Origin of the sequence: Synechococcus sp. H55.8, from assembly GCF_047462375.1 — a bacterium.
Taxonomy (GTDB): domain Bacteria; phylum Cyanobacteriota; class Cyanobacteriia; order Thermostichales; family Thermostichaceae; genus Thermostichus.
This window is the reverse complement of sequence record NZ_JANSJC010000004.1, coordinates 54,275-79,453: the sequence shown is the minus strand read 5'-3', so window position 1 is coordinate 79,453 and position 25,179 is coordinate 54,275. Positions and strand designations below refer to the sequence as shown.

21 protein-coding genes are annotated in these 25,179 nt (G+C 60.9%); 11 read left to right on the top strand and 10 right to left on the bottom strand.

Annotated elements, in window-relative coordinates:
- Position 1: 1 nt before the first annotated feature.
- Positions 2-313 (bottom strand): hypothetical protein, encoded by a 312-nt coding sequence (locus NW862_RS03080; protein ID WP_414336599.1) that lies wholly within the window; start codon positions 311-313, stop codon positions 2-4.
- A 291-nt stretch (positions 314-604) separates the two neighbouring features.
- On the opposite strand from NW862_RS03080, the gene treS reads away from it, so the two are divergent.
- Both treS and NW862_RS03070 read left to right on the top strand, forming a co-directional pair.
- Entirely contained in the window at positions 605-4,006 is a 3,402-nt protein-coding gene (gene treS, locus NW862_RS03075) for a maltose alpha-D-glucosyltransferase (protein WP_414341623.1), read from the top strand.
- Positions 4,007-4,016: 10 nt separating this feature from the next.
- Complete coding sequence (locus tag NW862_RS03070; RefSeq protein ID WP_414348108.1) at positions 4,017-4,766, top strand: SOS response-associated peptidase; 750 nt, start codon at positions 4,017-4,019, stop codon at positions 4,764-4,766.
- Here NW862_RS03070 and dprA read toward each other — a convergent pair.
- Positions 4,705-5,841 (bottom strand): DNA-processing protein DprA, encoded by a 1,137-nt coding sequence (gene dprA / locus NW862_RS03065; protein WP_414348111.1) that lies wholly within the window; start codon positions 5,839-5,841, stop codon positions 4,705-4,707. The two genes, NW862_RS03070 and dprA, sit on opposite strands and share 62 nt — an antisense overlap.
- Before the next feature lie 66 nt (positions 5,842-5,907).
- Between dprA and NW862_RS03060 the strand changes: the two genes are divergently transcribed.
- Both NW862_RS03060 and NW862_RS03055 read left to right on the top strand, forming a co-directional pair.
- Complete coding sequence (locus NW862_RS03060; RefSeq protein WP_414348113.1) at positions 5,908-6,159, top strand: hypothetical protein; 252 nt, start codon at positions 5,908-5,910, stop codon at positions 6,157-6,159.
- Positions 6,152-7,618, top strand: coding sequence for a sodium:solute symporter family protein (locus tag NW862_RS03055; RefSeq protein ID WP_414335812.1), 1,467 nt, complete (start codon positions 6,152-6,154; stop codon positions 7,616-7,618). Before NW862_RS03060 ends, NW862_RS03055 begins: the two co-directional genes overlap by 8 nt.
- 69 nt (positions 7,619-7,687) lie before the next feature.
- On the opposite strand, the gene NW862_RS03050 is transcribed toward NW862_RS03055, so the two are convergent.
- A complete protein-coding gene (locus NW862_RS03050; protein ID WP_414426908.1) occupies positions 7,688-8,494 on the bottom strand; it encodes a lysostaphin resistance A-like protein in 807 nt (268 codons plus the stop codon).
- Positions 8,495-8,509: 15 nt separating this feature from the next.
- Positions 8,510-8,791 (bottom strand): ATP-dependent Clp protease adapter ClpS, encoded by a 282-nt coding sequence (clpS, locus tag NW862_RS03045; RefSeq protein ID WP_414349213.1) that lies wholly within the window; start codon positions 8,789-8,791, stop codon positions 8,510-8,512.
- A gap of 274 nt (positions 8,792-9,065) precedes the next feature.
- On the opposite strand from clpS, the gene NW862_RS03040 reads away from it, so the two are divergent.
- Both NW862_RS03040 and NW862_RS03035 read left to right on the top strand, forming a co-directional pair.
- A complete protein-coding gene (locus tag NW862_RS03040) occupies positions 9,066-10,793 on the top strand; it encodes an alkaline phosphatase D family protein (protein ID WP_414367676.1) in 1,728 nt (575 codons plus the stop codon).
- Between the two features lie 227 nt (positions 10,794-11,020).
- A complete protein-coding gene (locus tag NW862_RS03035) occupies positions 11,021-11,377 on the top strand; it encodes a hypothetical protein (RefSeq protein WP_414333900.1) in 357 nt (118 codons plus the stop codon).
- An 80-nt stretch (positions 11,378-11,457) separates the two neighbouring features.
- Here the strand turns inward: NW862_RS03035 and NW862_RS03030 are convergent, their stop codons facing one another.
- From NW862_RS03030 to NW862_RS03020, 3 genes are all read right to left on the bottom strand, one after another.
- Positions 11,458-13,752 (bottom strand): glycosyltransferase family 2 protein, encoded by a 2,295-nt coding sequence (locus NW862_RS03030; protein WP_414426907.1) that lies wholly within the window; start codon positions 13,750-13,752, stop codon positions 11,458-11,460.
- 61 nt (positions 13,753-13,813) lie between these two features.
- Positions 13,814-15,760 carry a cellulose biosynthesis cyclic di-GMP-binding regulatory protein BcsB gene (locus tag NW862_RS03025; protein ID WP_414426906.1) on the bottom strand — a complete coding sequence of 649 codons (1,947 nt, stop codon included), beginning with the start codon at positions 15,758-15,760 and terminating at the stop codon, positions 13,814-13,816.
- A 137-nt stretch (positions 15,761-15,897) separates the two neighbouring features.
- Complete coding sequence (locus tag NW862_RS03020) at positions 15,898-16,278, bottom strand: cupin domain-containing protein (protein ID WP_414333931.1); 381 nt, start codon at positions 16,276-16,278, stop codon at positions 15,898-15,900.
- Between the two features lie 263 nt (positions 16,279-16,541).
- Between NW862_RS03020 and NW862_RS03015 the strand changes: the two genes are divergently transcribed.
- The 4 genes from NW862_RS03015 to NW862_RS03000 all read left to right on the top strand — a co-directional run bounded on the left by NW862_RS03015 (position 16,542) and on the right by NW862_RS03000 (position 21,841).
- A complete protein-coding gene (locus NW862_RS03015; protein ID WP_414426905.1) occupies positions 16,542-18,149 on the top strand; it encodes a hypothetical protein in 1,608 nt (535 codons plus the stop codon).
- Positions 18,146-19,255, top strand: a complete 1,110-nt coding sequence (locus NW862_RS03010) for a hypothetical protein (RefSeq protein WP_414333906.1) — start codon at positions 18,146-18,148, stop codon at positions 19,253-19,255. Before NW862_RS03015 ends, NW862_RS03010 begins: the two co-directional genes overlap by 4 nt.
- 144 nt (positions 19,256-19,399) lie before the next feature.
- Complete coding sequence (accC, locus tag NW862_RS03005) at positions 19,400-20,755, top strand: acetyl-CoA carboxylase biotin carboxylase subunit (RefSeq protein ID WP_414333908.1); 1,356 nt, start codon at positions 19,400-19,402, stop codon at positions 20,753-20,755.
- Between the two features lie 93 nt (positions 20,756-20,848).
- The gene (locus tag NW862_RS03000; protein WP_414333909.1) at positions 20,849-21,841 is read left to right on the top strand and encodes a tyrosine-type recombinase/integrase; all 993 of its coding nucleotides are present in this window, start codon (positions 20,849-20,851) and stop codon (positions 21,839-21,841) included.
- Positions 21,842-22,007: 166 nt separating this feature from the next.
- On the opposite strand, the gene NW862_RS02995 is transcribed toward NW862_RS03000, so the two are convergent.
- The 3 genes from NW862_RS02995 to NW862_RS02985 form a co-directional block, all read right to left on the bottom strand.
- A complete protein-coding gene (locus tag NW862_RS02995; RefSeq protein ID WP_414348620.1) occupies positions 22,008-23,021 on the bottom strand; it encodes a hypothetical protein in 1,014 nt (337 codons plus the stop codon).
- Positions 23,012-23,614 carry a DnaJ domain-containing protein gene (locus NW862_RS02990; RefSeq protein WP_414333913.1) on the bottom strand — a complete coding sequence of 201 codons (603 nt, stop codon included), beginning with the start codon at positions 23,612-23,614 and terminating at the stop codon, positions 23,012-23,014. Before NW862_RS02990 ends, NW862_RS02995 begins: the two co-directional genes overlap by 10 nt.
- Positions 23,615-23,929: 315 nt before the next feature.
- Positions 23,930-24,355, bottom strand: coding sequence for a hypothetical protein (locus NW862_RS02985; RefSeq protein WP_414333914.1), 426 nt, complete (start codon positions 24,353-24,355; stop codon positions 23,930-23,932).
- A gap of 99 nt (positions 24,356-24,454) precedes the next feature.
- Between NW862_RS02985 and NW862_RS02980 the strand changes: the two genes are divergently transcribed.
- Positions 24,455-25,090, top strand: a complete 636-nt coding sequence (locus NW862_RS02980) for an exopolysaccharide biosynthesis protein (protein ID WP_414348616.1) — start codon at positions 24,455-24,457, stop codon at positions 25,088-25,090.
- The last annotated feature ends 89 nt before the right edge of the window (positions 25,091-25,179 follow it).

Sequence of the window (25,179 nt, the reverse complement as noted above, 5' to 3'; positions counted from 1 at the left end):
CTCAATCCAGGTAAGCGCTCAGCTCCTGCTCCAAGGTGGGCAGTTGCACCTCTCCCCGCTCCAGCTCCTCCAGGTCTTGCAGTTGTCTACGCAGGCGGGCAATCCGCTCCCGTAGATACTCTTTGATGCCCTTGGCCCCCAGGCTGAGGCAACTGCGGCAGATCTCGCCATAGATTTGGCCCCGGTCGTTGTAGACCACCGCCAGCAGCACCTGCTGCCCCTTTTTCTGGATCGGGGTGGCCCATCCGCCGCAGATAATGCAGGGCACGCGGCCATTGCCCCCGTAAATGCTGCGTTCCCAGACAACTCTCACGCTCGGCCTCACTGCAACTGTCGCCCACCAGCATAAGAACCCAGGGGGATCCCTTGCCACCCCAAACCCCAGAGCACTCGCCACCTCCCCTCTCCCTCTGGGAGAGGGGCCGGGGGTGAGGGCTGGGAGAGGGGCCGGGGGTGAGGGGTTAAAATCGCCCTGTCAGGCCCAAAACCGCACCGCCTGCCGGGATCCCTGGCACCCAAGAAAAGGCTGCAGCCTATTGAGGGGATCCCCACTCAACGGTTAGGGTTGCCAAGGTGTCCAAATCCTGTTTCTATTGCCGATATGATGAGCCAAGCCCCTCTGCGCAGCATCGTCTCTCCCTTAACCCACAACCCCCTCTGGTACAAAGACGCGATCATCTACGAGCTACCGGTGCGGGCTTTTGCCGATAGCGATGGCGATGGAGTGGGCGACTTCCAGGGCCTGACGGAAAAGCTGGACTACCTGCAGGATCTGGGCATCACGGCCCTCTGGCTGCTGCCCTTTTTCCCCTCCCCTCTGCGGGATGATGGGTACGATGTTTCTGACTTTACCAACGTCAACCCCACCCTAGGCACCCTAGAGGACTTCAAAATCTTTCTAGATGCCGCCCACCAACGCGGGATCCGCGTCATCATCGAGCTGATCCTCAACCACACCTCCGATCAGCATCCCTGGTTTCAGCGGGCTCGGCGCGCCGCCCCCGGCACCCCCGAGCGGGACTTCTACGTTTGGAGCGACACCCCGGAAAAGTACAAAGAGGCCCGCATCATCTTTCAAGACTTTGAAACTTCCAACTGGGCCTGGGATCCGGTGGCCAAAGCCTACTACTGGCATCGCTTCTACTCCCACCAGCCGGATCTCAACTACGACAATCCTGCCGTGCAGAAGGCCATCTTCGAGGTGGTGGACTTTTGGCTGAGCATGGGGGTGGACGGCCTGCGGTTGGACGCGGTGCCCTATCTGTACGAGCGGGAGGGCACCAACTGCGAGAACCTGCCGGAAACCCACGCCTTCCTCAAGGCCCTACGCAAATACATTGACGAAAGATATCCCAACCGTATGCTGCTGGCGGAGGCCAACCAGTGGCCGGAAGATGCCGTAGCCTACTTCGGCGACGGAGACGAGTGCCACATGGACTTCCACTTCCCCCTGATGCCGCGGCTGTTCATGGCCATCCAGATGGAGGATCGCTTCCCCATCATCGACATCCTGCAGCAGACTCCCCCCATTCCCGAAACCTGCCAGTGGGCCATTTTCTTGCGCAACCACGACGAGCTCACCCTGGAGATGGTCACCGACGAAGAGCGGGACTACATGTACCAGGTGTACGCCAAGGATCCCAACGCGCGGGTCAACCTGGGCATCCGCCGCCGCTTGGCGCCCCTGCTGGGCAACAGCCGCCGCCGCATCGAGCTGATGAACAGCCTGCTGTTTTCTCTGCCCGGCACGCCGGTGATCTACTACGGCGACGAGATCGGCATGGGGGACAACATCTACCTGGGGGATCGCAACAGCGTGCGCACGCCGATGCAGTGGAGCGCCGACCGCAACGCCGGCTTCTCTCGGGCTAACCCGCAGAAGCTCTACCTGCCCATCGTCATCGACGCCGAGTACCACTACGAAACCGTCAACGTGGAAGCGCAGCGGAACAACCCCTATTCCCTGTGGTGGACGATGAAACGGATGATCGCGGTGCGCAAGCGCTTCCAAGCTTTTGGCCGCGGCTCTTTTGAGCTGCTGCACCCGGAAAACCGCAAGGTGCTGGCCTTCATGCGGGCCTACGGCGACGAGCGCATCCTGGTGGTGGCCAATCTCTCCCGCTATGTGCAGTGCGTGGAGCTGGACTTGGCTCACTGGGAGGGGCTGATCCCGGTGGAGATCTTCGGGCGCACGCCGTTTCCTCCCATCGGCCAACTGCCCTATTTCCTGACCCTGGGCCCTCACTCCTTCTACTGGTTTTCCCTCGAGCCGCAGCGACCAACGGAGCGGATCCACCCTAGCCACAGCAAGCCGGAAGAGTTGGATCGCCTGCCCACCCTGCTGGTTCAAAACGGCACCTGGGAAAGCCTCTTTCAAGGGGAAAGCCAAAAGCAGGTGGAGGCGGTCTTGGGCGACTACCTCTACCGCTGCCGTTGGTTCGGCTCCAAAGCCCGCCAGATCCAGTCGGCCCAGGTTTTGGATGCCATTCCCTGTAACCGGGAAGGGGATCCCCCCTTTCGGGGCCAGATTTTGCTCTTGCAAGTCGAGTTTACCGAGGGGGAAGCAGAACTCTACTCTTTACCCGTGGGCTACGCCACTCAAGAGGCGGCCCTGCACCTGCGCGTAGAGGCGCCCCAGGCAGTCATCCTCCCTGTGCAGGTGGCCGGGGATCCGCCGGGCGTGCTTTTCGACGCGCTGGCCGATAAAACCTTTTTGTCGTTGCCGCTGCAGATCATCGCCCAGCAGGGCCGCCTGCGCCACTCCTCAGGGGAGCTGTGGGCCACCACCTTTGCTCCCTTTGAGTACGACCTCGGCCTTGAACCCCGCATCCTCAAGGCGGAGCAGAGCAACACCTCGGTGGTCTACGGCAATCAGTACATCCTCAAGTTCTATCGCAAGGTGGCCGAGGGGGTGAATCCAGAGCTAGAGATCGGCCGCTACCTGCTGGAGCACCATCCCCAGGTGCGGGTGCCGCGGCTGTTGGGATCCCTGGAATATCGCCGCCGCCGTGGGGCGCGGGGCTTTGATCCCAGCGATCAGCCCATCACGTTGGCCATTTTGCAGGAGTACATCCCCAACGAGGGGGATGCCTGGCACTACACGCTGGACAGCCTGGGGCAGTTTTTCGAGACGGTGCTGGTTCACTACCTAGAGGTGGATCCCGTGCCCGTTCCGCAGGGATCCTTCTTGGAGCTGTCTCAACTCCCCTTGCCGGAGCTGGCCTACGCCACCATTGGCAGCTACCTGGAGTCGGTGCGGATCTTGGCCAAGCGCACCGCCGAGCTGCACCTTGCTCTGGCCGCCGACACCGAAAACAAAGACTTTGCCCCCGAGCCCTTCTCCAGTCTCTACCAACGCTCCATCTATCAATCCATGCGCAATTTGGTGGGGCAGGTGTTTCCGCTGCTGAACAAGCAGATCCCCAAGCTGCCGGAGGTGGAGGCCAAGTTGGCCCGGGCTGTTCGCGACCAAGAAGGGGAGATCATGAGCCGCTTCCGCCTCATCCTGGAGCGGAAGATCACGGCTTTGCGCACCCGCTGCCATGGGGATTACCACTTGGGCCAGGTGCTGTTTACCGGCAAGGACTTTGTCATCATCGACTTTGAAGGGGAGCCGGCCCGCTCCCTGGGAGAACGCCGCCTCAAACGCTGCCCCCTGCGGGATGTGGCAGGGATGCTGCGCTCTTTCCACTACGCCGTTCACACCGGCTTGCGCCAGCAACTGGAAAGCGGCCTGGTCTGCGGGGACAAGTGCCCCGACATGATGCGCTGGGCCCAGTTTTGGCACCGCTGGGTTTGTGCTGCTTTCTTGGCCGAGTATCTCCAGGTGGCTTCCCAAGGGGCTTTTCTGCCCCGCAGCCCGCAGGAGCTGGAAGTGCTGCTAGAGGCCTATCTGCTGGAGAAGGCCATCTACGAGCTGGGCTACGAGCTCAACCACCGTCCCGAGCAGGTGGAGATCCCGCTGCGGGGGATCCTGCAGTTGCTGGGCATTTCCACCCAGGTTTGAGGGATCCCGGATGTGCGGACGGTTTAGCCTGGCGGTTGCTCCCGAACGGCTGCAGCAGCATTTTCAACTCGGGAAGGGGGCAGTGGCGGCGCTCCAGCCCCGCTACAACATCGCCCCTTCTCAGCCGCTGCTGGCGGTGGTGGCGGGATCCCTTCAGCGCCAGGCCACTCAGTTCCGCTGGGGCTTGATCCCCAGTTGGAGCCGCACTCCCAAGGCCGGGTGGATCAATGCCCGCGCCGAGACCGTGGCCGAGAAACCCTCTTTCCGCCAGGCCTTTTGCCGCCGCCGCTGCCTGATCCCGGCAGATGGCTTCTACGAGTGGGCCGACCAGGGCACGGCCAAGCGACAGCCCTACTGGTTTTACCTGCTGGATCGACCGGTGTTTGCCTTTGCCGGCATTTGGGAGCGCTGGCGCAGCCCACAAGGGGTGGAGAGAGAAACTTGCGCCATCCTCAACACGCCAGCCAATCGGCTAATGGGGCTTTTCCACGAGCGGATGCCGGCCATTTTGCTAGAAGACGATTACGACCTCTGGCTGGATCCGCAGGTGCGGGATCCGGCGCGGCTCCTGCCCTTGCTTCGCCCCTACCCGGCAGAGGCCATGGCCGCCTACCCCGTCAGCACCCATGTCAACAACCCTCGCCACGAGGATCCCACATGCCGGGCTCCCATCGGAGAAGCGGTGCAGGGATCCAACCTCAGCGAGCCCGCTGGTAGCGCATCCCCGGCAGTTGCACCAGCCAGCCCTCCAGTTCCATAAGCAGCAGGGTGCTGGAGAGGGTGGCAATGTCCATCTGGGTGGCCTGAGCCAGGGCATCGAGGCTGAGGATGTCGTTGCCCAGGAGCTGCCAGAGAAGCTGCTGCTGCGGATCCCTGGGGCCGGCGGACAAGGGTTGGTCTGGGAGAGGGGATCCCTCAACCAAGCCCAGCTCTTGGAGCAGCTCCTCGATCCCCAGGATCATCGCTGCACCACTGCGGATGAGGTGCAGACAGCCGCGGGCCGCTGCCGTGTCGATATTCCCCGGCAGGGCATACACCTCCCGCCCGTATTGGTTGGCCAGGTGAGCGGTAATCAGCGCCCCTGAGCGCTCTGGGGCCTCCATCACCAGGGTGGCGCGGCAGAGGCCGGCGATAATGCGGTTGCGCTGGGGAAAGTGCTCCTTGGCCGGCGGCGTGCCGGGGGGATATTCGCTGAGGACGGCCCCTTGTTCCAGGATGCGCCGGTAGAGAGCGCGATGGTGGGCGGGGTAAACCTGATCCACCCCAGTTCCCACCACGGCCACCGTCTTGCCGCCTGCCTCCAGGCAGGCCTGGTGGGCAATGCCGTCGATCCCGGTGGCCAGTCCCGACACCACCACGCAGCCAGCTTCCGCCAGGGCGGCGCTGACTTTCTGGGTCCACTGCTGACCGTAGGGGGTGGGGGCGCGGGTGCCGACAATAGCGATGGCCGGCTGCTGCCAGTCGGGGCACTCGCCTAAGACGTAGAGAAGGGGCGGTGGATCCGGCAGCTCCCACAACAAGGGCGGATAGCCGGGATCCGCAGGGGTTAGGAAGGGGATCCCCGGCTTTTGGGTTTGCTCCAGGATCTCCCCAGGGTCGAGGCCAGGACGGGCAGAGACAATCGTTTCTGCCAGGGTGGGGCCAATGCCCTCTACCTGCAGCAGGGCCGGAACATCCGCCTGCCAGGCCCGTTCCAAGGATCCAAAGAACTCCGCCAGCCGCTTGAGGCGGTGGGGGCCAATCCCTCTAATCCGCGCCCAAGCCAGCCAGTAGGGCCGCTCTCGTTCGCCCCCAGGTTCCCTTTTGCCGGCAGGATCGGAAATGGAGAAAGACAAGTTCAGCTCCCCCCAACAGTTGCTGTACCTTAAGTAATGGTCAGCAAAAAAGCAGGAGATAAGTAAATGTTAGGGTTGGATCCTGCTGGTGGTTCTCAGGCGGCAAGGCCATTGCGGTTTGGACAAGGGCGCCAGGCTTGGGTGTGGGGGATCTATCCGCTGCTGTGGCTGTTGACCTGGGTGGGATCCCGCTCGGCCCAGCCGCAGCTATTGGGGATCCCGGCTTGGTACTGGGGAGCAGGGTTGGCGGTGCTGCTGTTGGTGCCCCTGAACTTCTACTTTGTGCGAACTTGCTGGCCCAGGGCTGGAGATGAGTGACACGGTTTTGAGTTTGGGTGTGGTGGGGGTGTACTTGCTGCTGCTGGCGGCCATTGGTTGGTGGAGCTACCGCCGCAGCGGCCAGGATCCGGTCAGCTATTTCCTGGCAGGGCGGGGGCTGGGATCCCTGGCCTTGACCTTGACCACGCTGGCGACGCTGCTCAGCGCCTTTACCTTCCTCGGCGTGCCGGCGGATGCCTACACCCACGGCCTGGGGATTTTTTTGGCCGTGGGGGTCACCACGGCGCTGATCTCAGGGCTGTTTTTTGGGGTGGGCTACCGGGTGTGGCTGGCGGCCCGCCACTTTGGGTTCATCACCCCCTCAGAGTTCTTTGGCCACCGCTTCAACAGCCCTCTCCTGGCCCTGCTCTATTGCCTAAGCGCCCTGACGTTTACCGCCCCCTACATCAGCATCCAGATCATTGGCGGGGCGCGCACCCTGGCCGCCGTTTTGGGGGAAGGGATCCCCTACTGGCCCCTGGCGGTGGGGGTGGCGCTGGTCATCCTGGGCTATGTCCTCTTCGGCGGCTCCCAGGCCGTGGTCTGGACGGACGTGGTGCAGGGGATCATCTTGGTTGTGGGGATGGGAGTGGCCTTTGTGGCCGTGGCCTTGAGTTGGGGCCAAGAGGCCGGCAGCCGGTTGGATCCCTGGCTGAGCTTGCCCGGCCCCCAGGGGCGCTGGAGCTGGCAGACCCTGCTTGGCAACCAACTGCTGTTTTTGATGGCCACGCCCCTTTTCCCCCAATTTTTTCAGCGCTTCTACATGGCCAAAAGTGCCCGTCCCTTTCAGACCCTGATGGTGGTCTGGCCGCTGCTGATTCTACTGGTGTTCTTCCCAGCAGCCCTCATTGGCGTCTGGGGTCGGCTGGCTTTTCCTGACCTGCAGCAGCCGGATCAGATCATGCCGCTGATGTTGCAGACCCTGCCCAGCGGCGTGGCGGCAGTGGTGATTACAGCGGCGCTGGCGGCTTTGATGTCTACGGCGGACTCGCAACTGCTAACAGCCAGCTCCCTGGTTACCCGGGATCTGGTGGTTACCTTGCTCAAGCGCCAGCTTTCTCCGCACCAGGAGGAGCTGTTGGGCCGCTGGGTGGTGCTGGGGATTGGGCTGGTTTCCTTTGCCATTGCCGTCAGGCCACCGGGGCTCATCGCCCAGATCGCCACCTGGAGCTTTCAGGGCAACGCCATGCTCTTTCCCCTCTTGATTGCCGGCCTGTACTGGAAGCGGGCTACCCGCGCCGGGGCCGTAGCCGGAGCTTTGGTTTCCAGCGGTCTCACCTTGGGCTGGCTGGCGGGCCTGTTGCCCCAAGCCTGGACGGGGGGCTGGCTGCCGGTGATCCCGGCGGTGGTTGTCGGCACGGCGGTGCTGGTGGGGGTGAGCTTGCTCACTCAGCCCGACCAGGAGAGGCTGGCCGCCTACTATGAGAGCGGCCCTTGGGGGGAGGAGATCTCGAAATAACTGGATTGAGACAGATCCCTCACCCCCGGCCCCTCTCCCTGAGGGAGAGGGGAGATGCTTCGGCGTTGTTCAGCTTCTGTCGGTGGCCAACCTCTTGAGAACAAGGAAGGTGCCGCCCAGGAAGAGCAGGCCCATCAGCCCGGCTAGGGGGTTGCCGCCGATGCCGGTGAGCCACTCTGGCGCCCTGCCGGTGTACTCGATCCAAGCCAAGTTGTTGACCCAGGTGATGCCCCACACCCAGCCGGCGTGCAGCCCCAGGCTGAGTCCTAGCTTGTTTTGGTTCCACACCTTGGCCTGGGCCAGCAGCAGGCCCATCAGCCACAGTCCCGGAAACTGGGGCCAGGTGGCGAGGATCTCTGCTGGCGGCTTCAAAAAGTGGGCCAAAGCAAAGAGAAGGCTGGATCCCCACAGAGCGCTTGTCCAGCCGTAGTCCAAGGCCATCTCCTGCAGCAGCCAGCCGCGGAACAACAGCTCTTCTGCCAGGGCCACCGCCAGGCCCACCCCTAGCCCCAGCAAGCCATAGCCCAGCAGGGATCCCCCTTCCACCGGCCGCCAGCTCAACCAGCCCAGGGCCCCCTCCAGGCTAAAGAGCAGAAAAAGCCCGCCAACACCCATCCCCAGGCCCCAGAGGATCCCAGCTCGGCAGGCCCAACTCTTGTCCAGGCCATAGGCGGCAAACCCAGATCCCCACAGCCCCAGCCAAAGGAGCAGTAGAGCATACAGCGGCAGCCAGAGGTACTCTCGGCCAAAGAAAAATCCCCCCAGGCCGACCCACGGTAGCCAGGCCAAAAGGGGGATCCCCAAAAACAGCAACAGCCGCAGCGGCAAGGGAAAGGCCTTGAGTTTGCCAATCAGCTCAGCAGTCGGCAGGCCCACCCAAACCGCTCCTAACTAGCGTTCCGGCTCGATCGAGCTGGTGAGGCCGTGCCGGCGCAACTGCTCGCAGTAAAACTCCGCGTGCTCCCGCGGCACCACGATGACCACAGCAACGCCGTTGTTGTGGGCTTCCAACATGATCTCGGTGGCTTGCGGCGGCATCATCGATGGAATGACCTTCACCAGCACCTGCACCACGTACTCCATGGTGTTGACATCGTCGTTGTGCAGCAACACCCGGTACATGGGCATATGCTTCGGGGTTACAGAAGGCTTAACCAGAGTCTCCGTAGCCACGACGATCCCTCCTTGGGTCAACAAGAGGTTCTAGAACGCAAAACCGAAAACAAAGCCAAAAAGCAAAAAACCTTAATGGAATTTTAGCCTTCGCAGGAAGGGCTATGAAAAGGCCGCGGAGAACCCAAGCCTCAGGTCTGGCGTTCTTAAACAGAAGCTAACCCAGTTTTCACCGGCCCACAACCTCAGTTTGGGCGCAGAAGTGCTTGACTAGGGGCAATTGGCCATTGTTGCGGATCCCTTTACATTTGCCGGCGTCGCTGAGGTTAGCTGTATGAGTTCCCTGCGTTCCCGTCGCTTTTTCCTGCAGTTGCTGATGTTTGGCGGTGGGGCAGCCGCCCTGGCCGCCTGTGGGGGCACCTCCAGTTCTTCTATCCCGCCGCTGGGAGAGCCGGGATTTCCCCAGGGGGTGTTTGCCGGGGATCCCACCTCTGAGGGGGCGGTGCTTTCCACGCGGGTGGTGCCGGCCAGCAGCGTGGATACGGTGCCTGTGACGCTGCAGATGGCGGAAAATGCCGAGTTCAACCCCATTCTGCAGCAGGTTGCGCTGACTGCCCGCCGCGTGGCCGGTCGCAACTACCGCACCGAGCCGGGCGACTACATTGCCCGCGCCGTTGTTACCGGCCTGAGGCCGGCGCAGCGCTATTTCTACCGCTTTGTCAGTGAGGGGTTTACCAGCCCTGTGGGCCAGTTCCGCACCCTGCCGGCTCCGGGCGATGGGCGGCCCATCCGCTTCTTGCACATTAGCTGCGCCAATGAGCCTCCTTTCCCCATTGGGGCGGCCCTGTTGGCTGAGGTTAACCGCGGCGATATCGATTTCATCTCCTTCAACGGCGACACCGTCTACGCGGATCGCTTCTGGCTGGGGCTGGATCCCATCGGCAACCTGGAGTTTTACCGCAGCCTCTATCGGGATCAGCGGGATCCCAAGTATGCCGGGCCGGAGTTCCCGCAGTTGTTCAGTCGCACTTCCTTTGTCGTTAACTGGGATGACCACGAGGTGATCGACAACTACAGCGGCCAGAAGGCCCGCGGCGGCCGCGCCGTCCAGCTCAACGACACCACCGGGCAAACCCGCGACGTGGAAGATTTTAGGGTGCTGGGCTACCAGGCCTTTTTTGAGTACAACCCCATCACCCCCACCTTGACGGATGTACCGGGGGTAGATAGCCGGGATCGGGTGTTTCGCAGCTTCCGCTACGGCGCCAACGCCGAAGTCTTTATCCTCGACCTGCGCCAGTACCGCGACTTGGCTGCTGTGACCCCGATCCTGCCCATTTTGCCCCCTGGCTTGACCCGCCAGCGCTTTTTGGAACTGGCCGGCATCCGCCTCACGCCCCAGCAGGAGACCCTGTTCTTCGGCCCGCCGGGATCGGAAGAGGCGCTGTTTAACCTGCTGCGCCGCACGCCGCGCATTCTTTTGGGAGAACCCCAAAAGCAGTGGTTGTTCAACGGCCTGCGCAGCTCCACCGCCACCTACAAGTTCATCGTCAGCGAGTTTCCCATCACGGTGACCTATTTCCGCTCCAACGACGTCTGGGAGGGCTACTGGCTGGAGCGGCAGGAGGTGATCGACTTTATTGAGCGCAACAACATCCGCAACGTGGTGTTCCTAACCGGCAACAACCACGCCGGCTTTATCGGCCAGGTCAACCCCGGCAGCAGCAACCCCATCTGGGAGGTGTGGACTGGCCCCACCGGACGCAGCGTGACCGCCTTGAGCATTGACGAGTTGGGCAGCCAACTGGGGATCCCCAACGCCAGCCGCCTCTACTACCGGATTGTGAATGGCTTTCTCGCCCCTGTGAACCCTGCCAATCCAGAAGTGAGCGGGATCCCTGGCGTAACGACAGGCAACCTGCGCTTTTTGGAGCTGGCGGTGCCCAACTACACCCTCATTGAAGTCTCCGGCAGCCGCTGCACCCTTCAGATCAAGGGCCCCACCGGCAGCGTCCTCACCGATCCCCTGGGGCGCCGCGGAGAACTGGTGCTGCCCCAGTGAGAACAATCAAGGGCTTTGGGCAGGTTTTCTCACTCTCATTCTGATCGAAATTCAGGGATCCCTGCGCAAGTTGGGATCCCCTTTTGTAACCCTTTTTTGCAACTTGTAAGGAAGATGCCGGCTGTGATCGCAATCAGCCAGGAAGCGAAAACCTTAATGCTAGCGTGTAGGTGCGGGCAGGGATCCCTGTTGCGGCAAAGGAAACTTCATGGAAGGAGGAAAATCCGATGGTTGCTCTGCGGGGTTGGCTGGCAGCGGGCATGATCGGGGCGGCTGCAATCCTGGGTGGTGGTGAAGCGTGGGCCCAAAGTAGCTTGTGGTTACTGAACGGGCAATCGACCTGGGTTAACGGTTATTTCTACCCAGGCGAGAACATCTGGGCCGAGTGCGACCTCGACTGCCACGACGTGGATCTGGTGCTTTACGATCGCAACGGTCGGGTGGTAGCGGAAGATACGCTCTTGGACGATTTCCCCATCGTCCAGGCTCCCTATGAGGGCAATTTCGCAATCCAAGTAATCATGGCCGGCTGCCGCCACCCACGCGGCTGTGCTGTCGTCGTCGATTCTGACTACGGCTTCTAGCGCTTCCCTCGCCCCTAGCCCCTCTCCCTCTTGGAAGAGGGGAAGGAGGTACCGCCTGCTGTAGGGATGAAGGGGGCTGGCTAGGCGGGTTTGTGGCTGGCTTCCTGCACTTTGGCGTGGGTGAATTTGCTCAAGCCATGGATGGTTTTTTCCCAGTAGAAGGGCTTGGTAAAAAGCTGCCACAGGGCCATGTAGGCTGCCATGGAGTGCAGTTGCCAGTAAATGGGGTTGAGGAGAGCATAGAAGGCCAAGTCGTAGTAGCCCCGCCGAAAAACGGCCACCAAGTTCAAGTAGATCCCAATGGCATTGCCCACCAAGAGGTTAAACAAGCCCAAGTAAATTAGCCAACTGGGAAAGATGTTTTGCAGCCAATGGGCGCGGGTGAGCAGCCAGTAGAAAAACAGCAGCCACATGATGGGGCTGGTGAGGAAGGTGAAGAAGCTGCCGCCGATAAAAAATTGGTAGGCCAGCCAGTTCTTGAGGCCCAGCTTGCGCAAAGAGCGCAGCGGGTTGCGGTTGTGCACCAGCCAGGTCTGCATATAGCCTTTGATCCAGCGGGAGCGCTGCCGGATCCAGTTTTTAAGGGCGCAGTTGGCCTCTTCGTAGGTGGTGGAGTTGATCACCCCCACCGTGTAGCCGTGCTGGCTGGCGCGAATGCCTAGATCGGCATCTTCGGTGACGTTAAAGGGATCCCATCCCTGCAATTCCCGCAGGCGGTCGGTGCGGAAGTGGTTGCTGGTGCCCCCCAGGGGAATGGGCATTTTCAAGGTTTCCAGGCCCGGCAGCAGGTAATCAAACCAATAGGAATACTCCAGGGTAAACATGCGGGTGAGAAAGTTCTCGTTGCGGTTGAAATAGTTGAGGGCCGCTTGAACGCAGACCAAGCTGGGATCCCCTTTTTTGAAGGCAATGATGGCTTTTTTCAGTTGATCCGGATCGGGGATGTCTTCGGCATCGTAGATGGTGAGGTATTCGCCGCGGGCAAAGGCCAGGCCGTAGTTGCAGGCTTTGGGCTTGGTCTTGGGCTTGCTATCCGGCACGATCAATAGGCGCACGTAGCGGGGCGGCTTGGCGGCGCGGGCGGCCTCGATGGTGGCCTGGTCGTTTTCTTCCAACAGGATCAGCACGTCCAAGCGCTCGTGGGGGTAGTCCAGCTTGGAGAGGGAGTTGATGAGAATCGGCATCACCTCCGGCTCTTTGTAGACCGGCACCAGGATGGTGTAGATGGGCAAGCTGCGGTCATCGAGGGCGGCCACTTCTTCGTCGGTAATCTGGTGGAAGCGATCGGCGGATCCCACCAAGCTGAGCAGCAGTTTGAAGAAAATCGAGGCTATGTAGAAGAGGTTAATCAAAAGCACCAAGATCGTCAGAGTTGTCCAGGGAGCGCTGGCCAAGCTCCACAGCAGCAGCAGCAGCAGGCCATAGCCGACGGCAATTTGCGAGGGGGTAAACACCCGCGAGGCCGATTCCTCCGGCAGACGGGCCAGCAGTTTGTACACCGCCTCTTGGCTAAAGCGGGATCCCTGATCTTGGCTGAGGAGCTGGGTGATATCCTGCTCGGTGCCCAGCACCTTTTCTATCCGCAACCCTGGCCGCCAACTGTAGAGCAGCTCGTCCACCGCCCAGTCCAGGGGGTCGTTGACCATCACGGTGAGGGTGTGCTCGTCCGTCCAGCTCAGGGGGTAGAAGAGGTGGTGCATCATCAGCTCCGGATCGAACTGGCGGCTCAGGCTCTCGTCCCGGTAGAGCAGCCCTGTTCCCATCAGCTCCGAAACGGAAGGGTAGCCCAGCAAGTGGGCCAGAATGCTGAGATACTCGGGGGTGGAGAGGTAGCTCAGCCGGGTCAGCACCTGCCCCAGGCTGGATCCGGTGCGGCGGCGGATCTCCAGAGCCTGCTGCCACTGCTCCAGGGTGAGGCGGCTGCCCAGCAGCTCAGCAGCCAGCTTGCGCTCGAGGATAACTGTCAAGATCTGTTTTTCGGTGGCCGGGATCTCCCACAGCTTTTCGGCCTCTGGGCAAAGGCGTTTCACAGCCTGCCAGACGCCGGGATAGCCGGGCTCTTCCGTGGCCACCACAACGGTTTGCGGGTTGAGCCAGCCACAGGGCAAAAAGCGCACCGGCAGGAGATCGCTGGGTTCCACTAGCCAAGGCAGCTCTAGATCTAGAGGCTGCTTGAGCAGCCAGTCCCGCAGCTTGGGCCGATCCAAAATCTGGCGACACAGCTCGGCAAACTTGCCAGGATGCATGACCCGCAAGCTCCAAAAAGCCCTGGGCAAGGAGCAGCCCACCTCTTCCCGGTACTCCTCCGCTGCCGCCAGTTGCTGGCGGGTGAGATAGCCCGCGCGCAAAAGCGAGGACTTAAGGGACTGGAGCATGGCCTAAAACCTGCGGTTTGGCTCAAGTCTGGCTCAACCGCAAGCCCATGCCTAGCCCCCCCTAGGAAGGGATGGGCGACTCGGGGCGGCGGGCCAAGCGGCGATAGACATTCCAGGCTCCCGCTGCCAATAGAATAGCCAGCAGCAGCACCAGCCAATAGCGGTACTGCCACACCAAAAGCTGCCAACTGAAGCGGCCTGGGTAGCGCACCCGGTAGCCTTGGGGGGTGAGATCCCAGCTCTGCACCTGGGTGAGGGCGGGGGTGGCGGCGTAGGCGGTGAGCACATTTCCCTGCAGTTGGTTGGCCAGGCGGGTGCGTGGATCGGCAAGGCCGCGGCTGAGGCGTTCTGCCAAGGCCGGATCAGATCCCCACCAGGATAGCCAGAGGGTAGGCCTGCCTTGGAGCAAAAAGTACTGCAAGAGGCCGAGGTTTTCCTGGGGTTGGGCGGCCAGGGCCACCTGCTGGTTCAAGGGGTTGAGGATCTCGAACTGGGATCCCAGCCGGATGGGGCTGTAAGGGAGCTCCACCTGCTCCGGGGCAGCGACAAGGATCTGCCAGGCGAAGTCGCCTGTTTCCAACTGGGTCTTTTCCTGGGGCAGAAACTGAAGGGTGGGCAGGAGCGGTTGGGCGGCCAGCCGGCTCAAGGCCCCCACCAGGTAGGCGGCAGCCGGCAGCCGTTGGGGATCCCCCAGCCAAACCCGTCCGGATCCCTGCAGCACCGCCGGGATCTCCTGCAGCTCGCCACTGGGGGCTTGGTAGCCGCTCCAGAGAAAGCCGGAGCTATCCGAGCGCACCTGAACCGTCAGCGGCGTCAGGGATCCCTGGCAATTGCCGGGGCTGGCCCCGTAGTCAAAGCGCAGCTCCAGTTGGTTGAAGCGGCGCAGCAGGCGGGTGGGCAGGGTCACGGTCTCGTTGAGCTGGCTGCGACCGGTGAGGTTGTAGGTGCGCAGCAGAACACCGTTGAAGAACACATAGCCCGTCAGGCGATCCCCGGCCCGACCATCCACCGGGTTCATGATCACATCCAGTTGGGCCGCCAGATCCCGCGGGCGCCCCCCCAACTGCGCCAGGTTGAGGTTGAAAACCAAAGACTGGCTGCCAAAGCCCCGCAGCAGGGGATCCACGATCCCCAACTCCCGCAAGCTGAGGCGGTTGGCCTTGAGAGCCCGCTCCCAGTCCGCCACCGCCGCCACCCGGATGCCGCGGCTCACCAGCCCCGCCCGCTTCCACTCTTCATAGAGGGCAAGAATGGCCTCGCGGCGGGCGGCCACCCGCAGCCGCGATCCCTCTGAAGTTACTTGATGCTGCAGGTGGGGGGTAAAGTTGGCCGGCTCCAGAATCACTTGAGGCCCTTCCCCTGGACGGTTGCTCCAGAGGATGGGGGTCTGAGGGAAGAGGTGGGCCAGTAAGCTGTACAGGCCCAGCGCTGCTTCCGCCACCTCAGGAGAGGGGTTGGCGGGCACCACCAGCGTGAGCTGGGGGTACATCAGGTGCAGAAAGCCGGCCACCGTAGCATCGGGCACGCGGGGCACCAGCTCAAAAAAACTGTCCCGCCCTACCCTCAGCAGCAGGTTGCCGGTGTTGAGGTCGGCACAGATGTCGTCACTAATGCTCAAAAACGGCTGCACCGACACCGTGATAAAGCGCTCACCCGGCGGCAGGTTAGGGATGGGCACCCGCACCACCGGCTCCTGGCGCAGATCTTGCACCAGAAAGATCCCCGCCAGCTCGTCGTTAATCAGCACCCGCACGGTAGAAGTGGGCTTGAGCACCGGCGAAGGTTCTAGGCGCAACTGCACAAAGCTGGCTTCTGGGTCGATGCCGTTGATGGGCGCAGGGACGGTGACATCCAGGCGCGGGTTGGATCCCTGCAGCAGCACCGAACGCTCATAGCCCAGCCTCTGGAAAGCAAGGGGCTCCGCCCGCACTGCCTCTGTTGGCACGCAGCAGAGCAAGCCGGCCACCAACAGCCCCCACCCTCCTCTTCTCTGCCTTACCCTAGCCATCTGCTGGATCCCTAGCACCTGCTCTGACGACAGAAAAAGCCTACACCTGCGGCGGGGGCAGTCGCCAAACTTCTAGGAGCATATGGCGCAATAGTGATGAACTAGCCACAAGAAAACCCCCTTCCTCAGGAACTCTCCTAGGCGCGGGCGTAGTCGTCCTCAAAGCGCACGATGTCGTCCTCCCCCAAGTATTCCCCGTTTTGCACCTCGATGATCACCAAGGGGATGGTGCCGGGGTTTTCCAGACGGTGCTTGGTGCAGGGGGGAATGTAGGTGGACTCGTTGGAGTTAAGCAGCACCACCTCCTCGCCCCGGGTAACGCGCGCCGTGCCCCGAACCACGATCCAGTGCTCGCTGCGGTGGTAGTGCATCTGCAGGCTAAGGCGATGGCCGGGCTTGACCTCGATGCGCTTGATTTTATACATCGGGCCTTCATCCAAGATCCAGAAGGCTCCCCAGGGGCGGGTCTGAGCCTGGGAGGGCAAAAGCTCCAGTGCCGGAATTGCCGCGTTGTCCATGTCCCGCACAGACTGTAGCATTGAGGTCACACCTTGTTCCACTTCAGGGGCTCTCACATCCTCACCTGCAGCGCGGCAACTTTTCATCGACCATCTTGCTGAACCCAATACGCCAAAACTCGTAGAAAAAAAGTCTCGAGAAGGGGAATACTAACGCTCCCTTGCATTCCTAATAGTTTTTGCAAAACTTGCTTTTAGGATTAACTAGGGTGTTCCAATGCCCTAGGCCGTCAAGTTTAGTGAAACTCGTTCATGGGGCATGGATGTTCGTAAACCGGCTTAAAGCCATCTTGCGGCTCGCGGCGCCGGTAGGGATCCCCCTGCTGCTCCTAGCTGGCCTCTTGTGGGGGCTAAAGGAAGGCTGGGGCTGGGTGAGCCTGGAGATGCAGTTCCTTGGCTACAAGGGATCCGTAGCCGCCCTGGGGCCGGATCCGCGCCTGCCCATTGTTGGCACCACCTTTCCCCCTTCGCTGGTGCTGGCCACGGCCATTTTGGGGCGCTCGCCGCTGGTGTTGCAGGCCATTTTGGGATCCCTGGTGTTGGACTGGATGGGGCAACAGTTGCGCCGTTTGCCTGTCGGCTTGGGGTGGCGCTGGCTGTGGGGCCTGTTGCTGCTGCTGCAGCCGGCTTTGCTCCTGATGCTGCTGCGCAGCCCAGTTTGGACGGCCACCTCGCTTTTAGTGGGGGTGAACATGGCCTTGTTGTTCCCTCTGGCGGATGGGAAACGGGCAGCGGAGAAGGACGAGCTGCCCGTTACCCTGCGGCTGCTGCTCATTGGGCTGGCCTTGGGGCCGCTGATGGTGCTGCGCTGGGAGAGCGGCTGGCTGTTGCCCTGGCTGGCAGGACTGCTGCTGGTGGCTTTTCGCCGCGAATCTTGGGGGTTTCGCTGGGTCTCGCTGCTGGTGGTGGGGTTTATCAGCCTGGCCCTGATCCTGAGCTGGCTGTATGTCAACTGGTTAGCGGTGGGGGATCCCTGGGCTTTTACCTACCAGGTGGGTAGCGGCCTGCGCCTGCCGCAGTTGCGGGAAGACCTGCAGCAGGCCGGCGGCTGGCAAGGGCTGGTGGAGCTGGGCAAGTGGCTGGCGGTGCTGGCCCCTGCCTATCTCCTGGTGGGGATGGGATCCCTGCTGGGCCGCTGGGTCTGGGCCTTGATCTGGGGGATGCCGCTGGTGGTTCTGCTGGCTTCCCTGGGGCAGGGGCTGTTTTTGCCGGAGCTGAGCCGCTTTGGTCTCGTCTGGGTGCCGCTGCCGTTGCTGATGGGGGCCTACTTAGTCCGCGGAGCCGGCCCCGGCTGGGCCAAGCGCCTGTTGATCACTGCCCTTTTGGGGCTGAACTGCCTTACCGCTGGCTATGGGCTAAGCCAAGAGCCACGATTTTTGGCGCCCCTGGTGGTTGAGGAGCGGGATCTCTGGGAGCGGCTGGTGGCAGGGGTGGCGCCCCTTAGCCGTGAGTTGGGAGCGGCCCAAGACCTGTACGAAGTGACCTCTGGGGGGCAGACTTTGGAAGCGTGGCGCCAGCAGCGGCAGGCAAAGCGCCAAGTAGGGGAATATCTCCGCCGCCACCTGCTGCCTGGCGAGAAGGTGTTGGTGGACGACGACATCCACTTTGAGGCTATCTTTTGGGCGGGGGATCCCCGCTTGTTCCTTACCCCCCACCAGTACGAGTTTGCCTTGGCCCTGCAACACCCCCAGGAGCGGGTGGACTACTTGCTGGTGGCGGGGCCGGCGGATCCCTTGCGGAGCGCCGATCGCATCCTGCAATTTTGGCCTGAGCTTACCTTTGAGGGGCTGCCGGGCTTTAGGGAGGTCTACAGCTCCCCGCAGGTGCGGCTGTGGGCCCGCCAGGCAGAGCTTGAGGAGGAAACGAGATGATCTGGAAACGGCAATGGCCGCGGCGACAGGTGCTGCAGATGGGCGGAGCGCTGCTGGCTGCCTCTGGAGTTGCCGGCTGTGGTCAGGGCTTCGAGAACGTTACCACTGGAAACCTGAACTTGTCAGAGCTCTTGGCCCGCTGGGAAGTGGGCATTGGCGAGGATCCCGGTCGCTTCCTCTGGGAAATCGAGTCGGATCCGCAGGTGGCAGCGGTGGCGCGGGACTGGGATCCCCATTTCTTGAGTGGCTGGCTCAACAGCTTTGACCACCGCCAGGGGGATCTCTCCTTCTGGCGTAACTGGCACCAGGCGGGGCTTTTGCGGCAGTGGTTTGAGCGGGGCTACAGCCTGCACATCATCACCTGGGAAGACGACACCACCCGCCCCTGCGGCGACTACCACCTCTCGCCGCAGTTTATCCAGGACGTAGCCGAGCTGGCCGGGTATATTGCCCAAGCCAACCCCCAGGGCCGCCCCACCTACTGGAGCCTGGCCACCGAGTTTTCCTACTGGCGCATCCCCGCCGACGCCTACAACGCCGACACTGCCCCCTACTACCGCGCCCTGATGCGCAACGTCTTAAGAGCCCGCCAGGCCATCAAGGAGCGGCTGCCCGAGGCCGAGGTGGCCCTCTGCTGGGGCGGCTGGATTGCCACCTTTGACGATCGCCGCCGCGGGGCAGGGCGCAGCATGGTGGAGCCTTTTGCCGAGACGATGAGCCAAATGGACGGGATCGCCTTCCAGTCGATGCGCCAGCGGCGACCGGGGGAGTTTAACCCGGAGCTCAACGGCCCGGATCCGGGTAACCCCGAGCAGATCCGCCTCTGCTGCCGCCTCTTTGCCCCCATCCACCGCAACCTGATGCTGGCCCACTACGAGCCCTCGATTAAGGACAAGCACCCCAACGGTGGCCGGGCCGACACCGTCCAGGGGGATTTCGCGATCATGAGCCGGCCAGAGTGGCTGCAGGAGGTGTCGCAACTGGGATTGCGGCGCCTGTCCCTGATGCACTACGGCCTCTACAAGGGGGATCCCTATGGGGCGCTGACGGCAGCCCGGCAATTCCGGGCCCGCGTAGGTTTGCCGGCTATTGCCCAGAGGGTGTAGGCGTTGGCTGAATTGACCAGATGTGGGATCCCCATCTGGATCCTTCCGTCTGCTTGCCATAGTAGGATCAGCACCTGCGTACCCTACCTTGCACGGACCGCTGGTCTTTAGCGGCCGAGATTTTTCTAACCTCAAACGCCCCTCATGCCGCCCATCACCAAGATCCTGATCGCCAACCGAGGCGAGATTGCCCTGCGCATCATCCGCACCTGTCAGGAAATGGGGATCCGCACCGTGGCCGTCTACTCCACTGCGGATCAGAACTCGCTGCATGTCCAACTGGCGGACGAGGCCGTCTGTGTAGGGGATGCCCCGGTGGCCAAAAGCTACCTCAACATTCCCAACATCATCTCGGCAGCCCTTACCCGCGGTGCCAATGCCATTCACCCGGGCTACGGGTTCTTGGCGGAGAATGCCAAGTTTGCCGAGATGTGTGCCGACCACAACTTGATCTTCATCGGCCCCTCGCCAGAGGCGATGCGCAAAATGGCCGACAAAGCCACGGCCCGCGAGACTATGCAAGCGGTGGGCGTGCCGACCGTGCCCGGCAGCCGCGGCTTGATCACCTCTGATGAAGAAGCAGTGAAGCTGGCGGAGAAAATCGGTTACCCCGTGATCATCAAAGCCACTGCCGGCGGCGGGGGGCGGGGCATGCGGGTGGCCAGAGATGCCCAAGAATTGCTGAAGATGATGCGCACCGCCCAGGGGGAAGCCCAGGCGGCCTTTGGCGATGGGGGCATCTACCTGGAGAAGTTTATCGAGCGCCCCCGCCATGTGGAGTTTCAGATCTTGGCCGACAGCCACGGCAATGTGGTGCACCTGTACGAGCGGGATTGCTCAATTCAGCGGCGGCACCAAAAGCTGCTGGAAGAGGCCCCCAGCCCGGCTTTGACCACGAGCTTGCGCGCCCGCATGGGAGCAGCAGCGGTGAAGGCAGCCAAGGCGGTGAACTACGTGGGGGCGGGCACGGTGGAGTTTTTGCTGGATAAAAACGGCCAGTTCTACTTCATCGAGATGAACACCCGCATCCAGGTGGAGCACCCGGTTACCGAGATGGTGACGGGGCTGGATTTGATTGCCGAGCAAATTCGCATCGCCCAAGGTCAACCCCTGACCTTTCGCCAGAAGGATGTGGAACTGCGGGGCCATGCCATCGAGTGCCGCATCAACGCCGAGGATCCCAAGCAGCAGTTTCGCCCTTGCGCGGGCACCATCAGCGCCTATTTGCCCCCTGGGGGGCCGGGGGTGCGCATGGACTCCCACATTTACACCGACTACACCATTCCCCCCTACTACGATTCGCTGCTGGGCAAGCTGATCGTCTGGGGGCCCAACCGGGCGGCAGCTATCCGCCGCATGCAGCGGGCGCTGGGGGAATGCGCCATCACCGGCGTGCCCACCACGATCCCTTTCCACCAGCAGATCCTGCGCCACGAGGCTTTTTTGCGGGGCGAGGTGTACACGGATTTCATCACCCAACACCTGCTACCCAGCCAGTAGCAATCCAATCAGAAGTCGTTTGGGATCCCGCTTTGAACTGCGGCTTGCCGGAAGTTAAAGTTAAGCGTGAGTTGAGGGTTGCTGGTCTTGCAGATGAGGGATCCCCGGCCCGACTCGGTTCAACAGGCCCATCTCCAGCGTCAGCCGAGCTGCCCTGTGCCCAGCCTCAGCCAGTTGGTGCTGCAATTTTTGCAGGAGCGGGAGCGGGATCTGGCCCCAGCCAGCCGCCGCACCTACCGCATTGCTCTGGAGCAGTTTGCCAAAACTTGCCCGGTGCCGCTGGGACAGGTGCAGCCGTCCCACGTTCAGTCTTTTTTAAACAGCTTGAGGGGGCGTCCGTTGCGCAACCGTTCGGGCCAGTGGATCCATCCGCCTGCCTCTCCCGCTACCTACAACCTGAAGCGGCTGGCGCTGCAACAATTTTTTGAATGGGCCAGCCAGCGAGGCTACTTTCCGGATCCCTTGCCCACCCAGGCCATTCGACCTGCCCGCCTGCCCGCTCGTCTGCCTCGCGACCTGGATCGGCTGTTGTTGCAGCGGGTTCTGCAACGGGCCCAAAGCCATTCTCTGCGCTACGCAGCCTTGATCCGCCTGCTGTTGGAGTGCGGCCTACGGGCGCAGGAGCTGTTGGACTTGACAGTACAGGATTTTCAGATCAGCCCTGAGGGATCCCTGTTGGAGGTGCGCTGTGGCAAGGGAAGTAAACCTCGCGCTGTGGCGGTCGGGGATCCCCTCTCCGAGCTGCTGCAACAATATCTGAGCCAAGAACGGGGCCCGTGCGCGCCGACGGATCCCTTGTTTGTCTCCCAATCCCGCTGCCCGGCCTACCGGGGTCGTCCCCTCACCTACGATGGCCTACGTCATATTGTGCTTAAGCTCACCGAGCCTGAGCCGGGCCACCAAACCCCCCACCAGTTTCGCCACAGCTTTGCCACCCTGCTGCTGGATCGCGGCGTTGCCCCTGAGCATATCCAGCACTTGCTGGGCCATACGACTGCCGCCATGACGATGCGCTACACCCAGCGGGCCAACTTGAGAGCAGCTATTGCCCGTTCCCGCGCGATCTTGGATCAGGGCTTGATTTAGGGATCCCTTGTTGTGCCATGGTCTCTATTGTTGTAGTAGGGAGAGGCTCAGATTGCTAACAGGAAGGGAAACCGGACATCCAGAGGGCAACCCCGGAAAAGAAATCAATCAGGTACACCTGACTAAGGTGCTTGGAATGACCTGAAAACAATCGAGATGGGTTATTTCAAGTTACACGCTGGAGAGGAAGGTAGAGCACATGTTCTCTCTCCTTTCCTATGGGCAACTGCGGGCCAAGGCTGGCCTTCTGCTGCTCCAACCAGATGATCAGATGTCCGTTCTCAGGGTAGTATTCCAGAACATACTTAATGAAGTCATCAATTGTACATGGCTTGCTGAAACCTCCCATCCACTGATGAAAGTGGCTGTGCACTTCGTTGGCTATGGTAATCAGGTTGGAGAGACTCGCTGCAAGCTTTGGATAGTGCGCTTCAGAGTAGAGATGATGAACCGTTAGGCTACTGGCTGCTTTTCGAGTAACTCTACAAAGATTTCTATCCCTTTTTCTTGCAAGATCTTTTGCCTTTTCTATCTGATTTTGTCGATCCTGGATTGCCTTGACGATTACCTGAATCTGAGGTTCAATGCGTTCGCTAACATCTTGACACCAGTCTTTTCTGTGGTTTTGCTTGAGAACCTCTCCCATAATCTTGGCAAGCTCATAGATACCTCGTAAAGAGAGGTAAACAGTGTCATCATTACCAAAACGTGTGTAATGAATGTCTTTGATTAACTTACTTTGCTTCGATGCAAGCTCAAGCGCCTTCTTAAGATAGTCAGTTCGAGTTCCAAAGATCATCACAACATCTCGAAGAGATAACCAAAACTGATCTTGTCTTTTGACCAGAGAGGAGCTGTTCTGAAGGATCCTGTGATCCACGAGAGCTTTCTGCTTCTTGCGATGCTCTTCCTTGAACCAATTTCTAATGCTTGTACCTGTAGAGGATTTGGGATCTTGCTCTGTTCGAGATCTTAAAAAGGATAAAATGGCATAAGCGCCGGACTGCGTGTATTCCCTTAGCCCAGAACTTTTGTTGATAACACGATAGTCTTTACCTTCCACCAGTTCCCACTCATCATCGGGGATCCTGTCAAAGTGAGCTTCAATCTGCCTGAGTTCCTCAAGGCTGATACCCAAGAAATCGGCGAGCTTGTTTGAGGAAACATAGACTATAGCCATTGCTCGAACTTCTCCGTAAGGCTTTTGTAGAAAAGAGTCAATCGCTGGAAAATTTTGTCATCTCCCGTCGGAGAATCGGGATGGTAAATCTTGCTCAGGCGGTAGAAAGCAGCTTTGATGTCTTCATCGGTAGCTCGGTCAGGGTCAAGCCCAAAAACCCGCCAAGGCAAGTCGTACTTGAAGATGTTGATCCCATTGATGCAGCCATACCCCTCTTCCCCCTCTTCGTTGGGAAGGATCCCGATGTGCTGACGATAAATGCGCTCCAAATCGTCTATTTTGGATAAGTTCAGTTTGCCCATACCACTGGTTGCCAGTCTGAAGCTGGCTGATTTTCTCAGCTCGGCTGCGTTTTTAACGCCAAAGTGGTTGTAAATGGCTTTCTGCAGCTCTTTGACAGACAGCCGGGGCGGTGGCTGTAGCTGCCTGACTACAAACCGGGCAAAATTCTCTAGGAGTTCCTTAGAAATGCCATAAGTATCCGAAAGACGCTGGATTTCTGCGGCAATCGCCACCTGCGGGTCGGGCCCAGCTCCTTCTTTTGAGGTTGTCCTGGTTGCTTTCGGTTTTGTGCTGGTGGCTTTTCTGGGCACGGTTTCTCCTCAAGTCAGCAATGCCAAGTGCAAATCTGCACAAAACTCATAGGCTACCCATGAACTTATCTGCCCGATGAAGCAGAGAATCTCAAATTAGCGTAACAATGTTGTCGGTAACCGTAAAGCCCTGCACCACATAGGATGCACCATGGCGATGCCTAGTTGGATAGCTTGGTGTGGGGAGCGGATCCGCACAGGGAATCCCCTGGGCAAATTGCGCCCACATTCGGTCGTTAGAGCACCCTCCCCCTGGAGCAAGCGTATTTTTCGGATACTTTTCAACCCAAGGTCTGGGGCCGCCTTTGTTTTCCTTCAGCTTTTGGGGATCAGCCGCTTGGGGCAGGCGGCGCGGATGTGGGATTCGCTCAGATCGGGCATGAGGGCCAGGGCCCGTTGGGCATCGATTTGCGCTTCGCACACCGCCTCCAGCACCTGCTCGGCCATCAAGGAAAGGGGCATATCGGCGGTTTGCTCAGGATCGGTATCCTCTCTAATTTGTCGCACTCCCACCGGTGGGGGTGGCAACACCGGCGGAGCCGACTGGGGGGGCAAGGTGGTGGAGGTACCCACCTCCAACTGCGCTTCGGCCAGGGCTACACCGCGCCCTGCCACCAACAGGGATCCCAGCAACAGGGATCCCCCCAACTTACCCATTTCTTTGCTGAGCGGGGCGCGCTTCTTCAGACCTTCTCCAAGGCCACCGCTGCCCAACCTCTTGCCCAGCGCTTCGCCGCTCATCTTAACCCCTCAAAGACCACCCCTTTGTTCAAGATATCCAACAAACCTTGGATTTGCAGTAGGCTATCGTTGGCTCCCAAACCGTTTGCAGACTCCCCTATGGCTCGTCTATCCCAAGAGCTAGCCCGATTTGCCTGCCTTCCCGCCAACCCAGAGCAGCCTGAGGGATCCCCACCCGTGGCGATCTGCGTTGAAGAGATTCTCAAACTGGCGGGCGAGCGCAGCTTTGGCTTGTTTTTGGCAGTGCTGTCTTTTCCCTCGGCTTTGCCTCTGCCGGCCCCTGGCTATTCCACTCCCTTTGGCGTGGTCATCCTACTGCTGGCCCTGCAAATGCTGGCAGGGCGAACCACTCCCTGGTTGCCGCCATGGGTGCTGCAGACATCCATTGAACGGAAGCAATTGCAAAAGTGGGTGCAGGCCGGGATCCCATGGTTGCAGCGCATTGAAAAAGTTGCCTGCCCCCGTTGGCAACAAGTCTGCACCAGCCGCCTGGGCCAGGTCTGGCTGGGCACCTGGATTGGTTTGATGGGCATTTCCATGATCATTCCCGTGCCCGGCACCAACACCCTGCCGGCGATGGGGATCTTCGTCACCGCCTTCGGTCTCCTGGAAGAAGATGGGCTCCTCTGCAGCCTGGGATCCCTGATCTGTGTGGCAGGGGGGCTACTGACCACTTCCATTTTGGTGGGCCTGTGGCTGGGGGGAACGACTCTGTTGGATTGGCTGAGAAGATAGCGCCCTAGCAGCCCCTCTCCCGGAGGGAGAGGGGAGTTGGGGATCGAGACAACGCCCAGCTTCACCGATGGAAAGACAGTGAGAAGTTG

Excerpts from the sequence above, each read along its gene's own strand:
- NW862_RS03035 (WP_414333900.1), top strand. The coding sequence starts at position 11,021 with ATGGTTGCTCTGCGGGGTTGGCTGGCAGCGGGCATGATCGGGGCGGCT.
- NW862_RS03000 (WP_414333909.1), top strand. The coding sequence starts at position 20,849 with ATGAGGGATCCCCGGCCCGACTCGGTTCAACAGGCCCATCTCCAGCGT.
- NW862_RS03055 (WP_414335812.1), top strand. The coding sequence starts at position 6,152 with ATGAGTGACACGGTTTTGAGTTTGGGTGTGGTGGGGGTGTACTTGCTG.
- NW862_RS03070 (WP_414348108.1), top strand. The coding sequence starts at position 4,017 with ATGTGCGGACGGTTTAGCCTGGCGGTTGCTCCCGAACGGCTGCAGCAG.
- NW862_RS03025 (WP_414426906.1), bottom strand. The coding sequence starts at position 15,760 with ATGGCTAGGGTAAGGCAGAGAAGAGGAGGGTGGGGGCTGTTGGTGGCC.
- NW862_RS02995 (WP_414348620.1), bottom strand. The coding sequence starts at position 23,021 with ATGGCTATAGTCTATGTTTCCTCAAACAAGCTCGCCGATTTCTTGGGT.
- NW862_RS02985 (WP_414333914.1), bottom strand. The coding sequence starts at position 24,355 with ATGAGCGGCGAAGCGCTGGGCAAGAGGTTGGGCAGCGGTGGCCTTGGA.
- NW862_RS03010 (WP_414333906.1), top strand. The coding sequence starts at position 18,146 with ATGATCTGGAAACGGCAATGGCCGCGGCGACAGGTGCTGCAGATGGGC.
- NW862_RS03015 (WP_414426905.1), top strand. The coding sequence starts at position 16,542 with ATGTTCGTAAACCGGCTTAAAGCCATCTTGCGGCTCGCGGCGCCGGTA.
- NW862_RS02980 (WP_414348616.1), top strand. The coding sequence starts at position 24,455 with ATGGCTCGTCTATCCCAAGAGCTAGCCCGATTTGCCTGCCTTCCCGCC.
- accC (WP_414333908.1), top strand. The coding sequence starts at position 19,400 with ATGCCGCCCATCACCAAGATCCTGATCGCCAACCGAGGCGAGATTGCC.
- treS (WP_414341623.1), top strand. The coding sequence starts at position 605 with ATGAGCCAAGCCCCTCTGCGCAGCATCGTCTCTCCCTTAACCCACAAC.
- NW862_RS03060 (WP_414348113.1), top strand. The coding sequence starts at position 5,908 with ATGTTAGGGTTGGATCCTGCTGGTGGTTCTCAGGCGGCAAGGCCATTG.
- NW862_RS03020 (WP_414333931.1), bottom strand. The coding sequence starts at position 16,278 with ATGGACAACGCGGCAATTCCGGCACTGGAGCTTTTGCCCTCCCAGGCT.
- NW862_RS03040 (WP_414367676.1), top strand. The coding sequence starts at position 9,066 with ATGAGTTCCCTGCGTTCCCGTCGCTTTTTCCTGCAGTTGCTGATGTTT.
- NW862_RS03030 (WP_414426907.1), bottom strand. The coding sequence starts at position 13,752 with ATGCTCCAGTCCCTTAAGTCCTCGCTTTTGCGCGCGGGCTATCTCACC.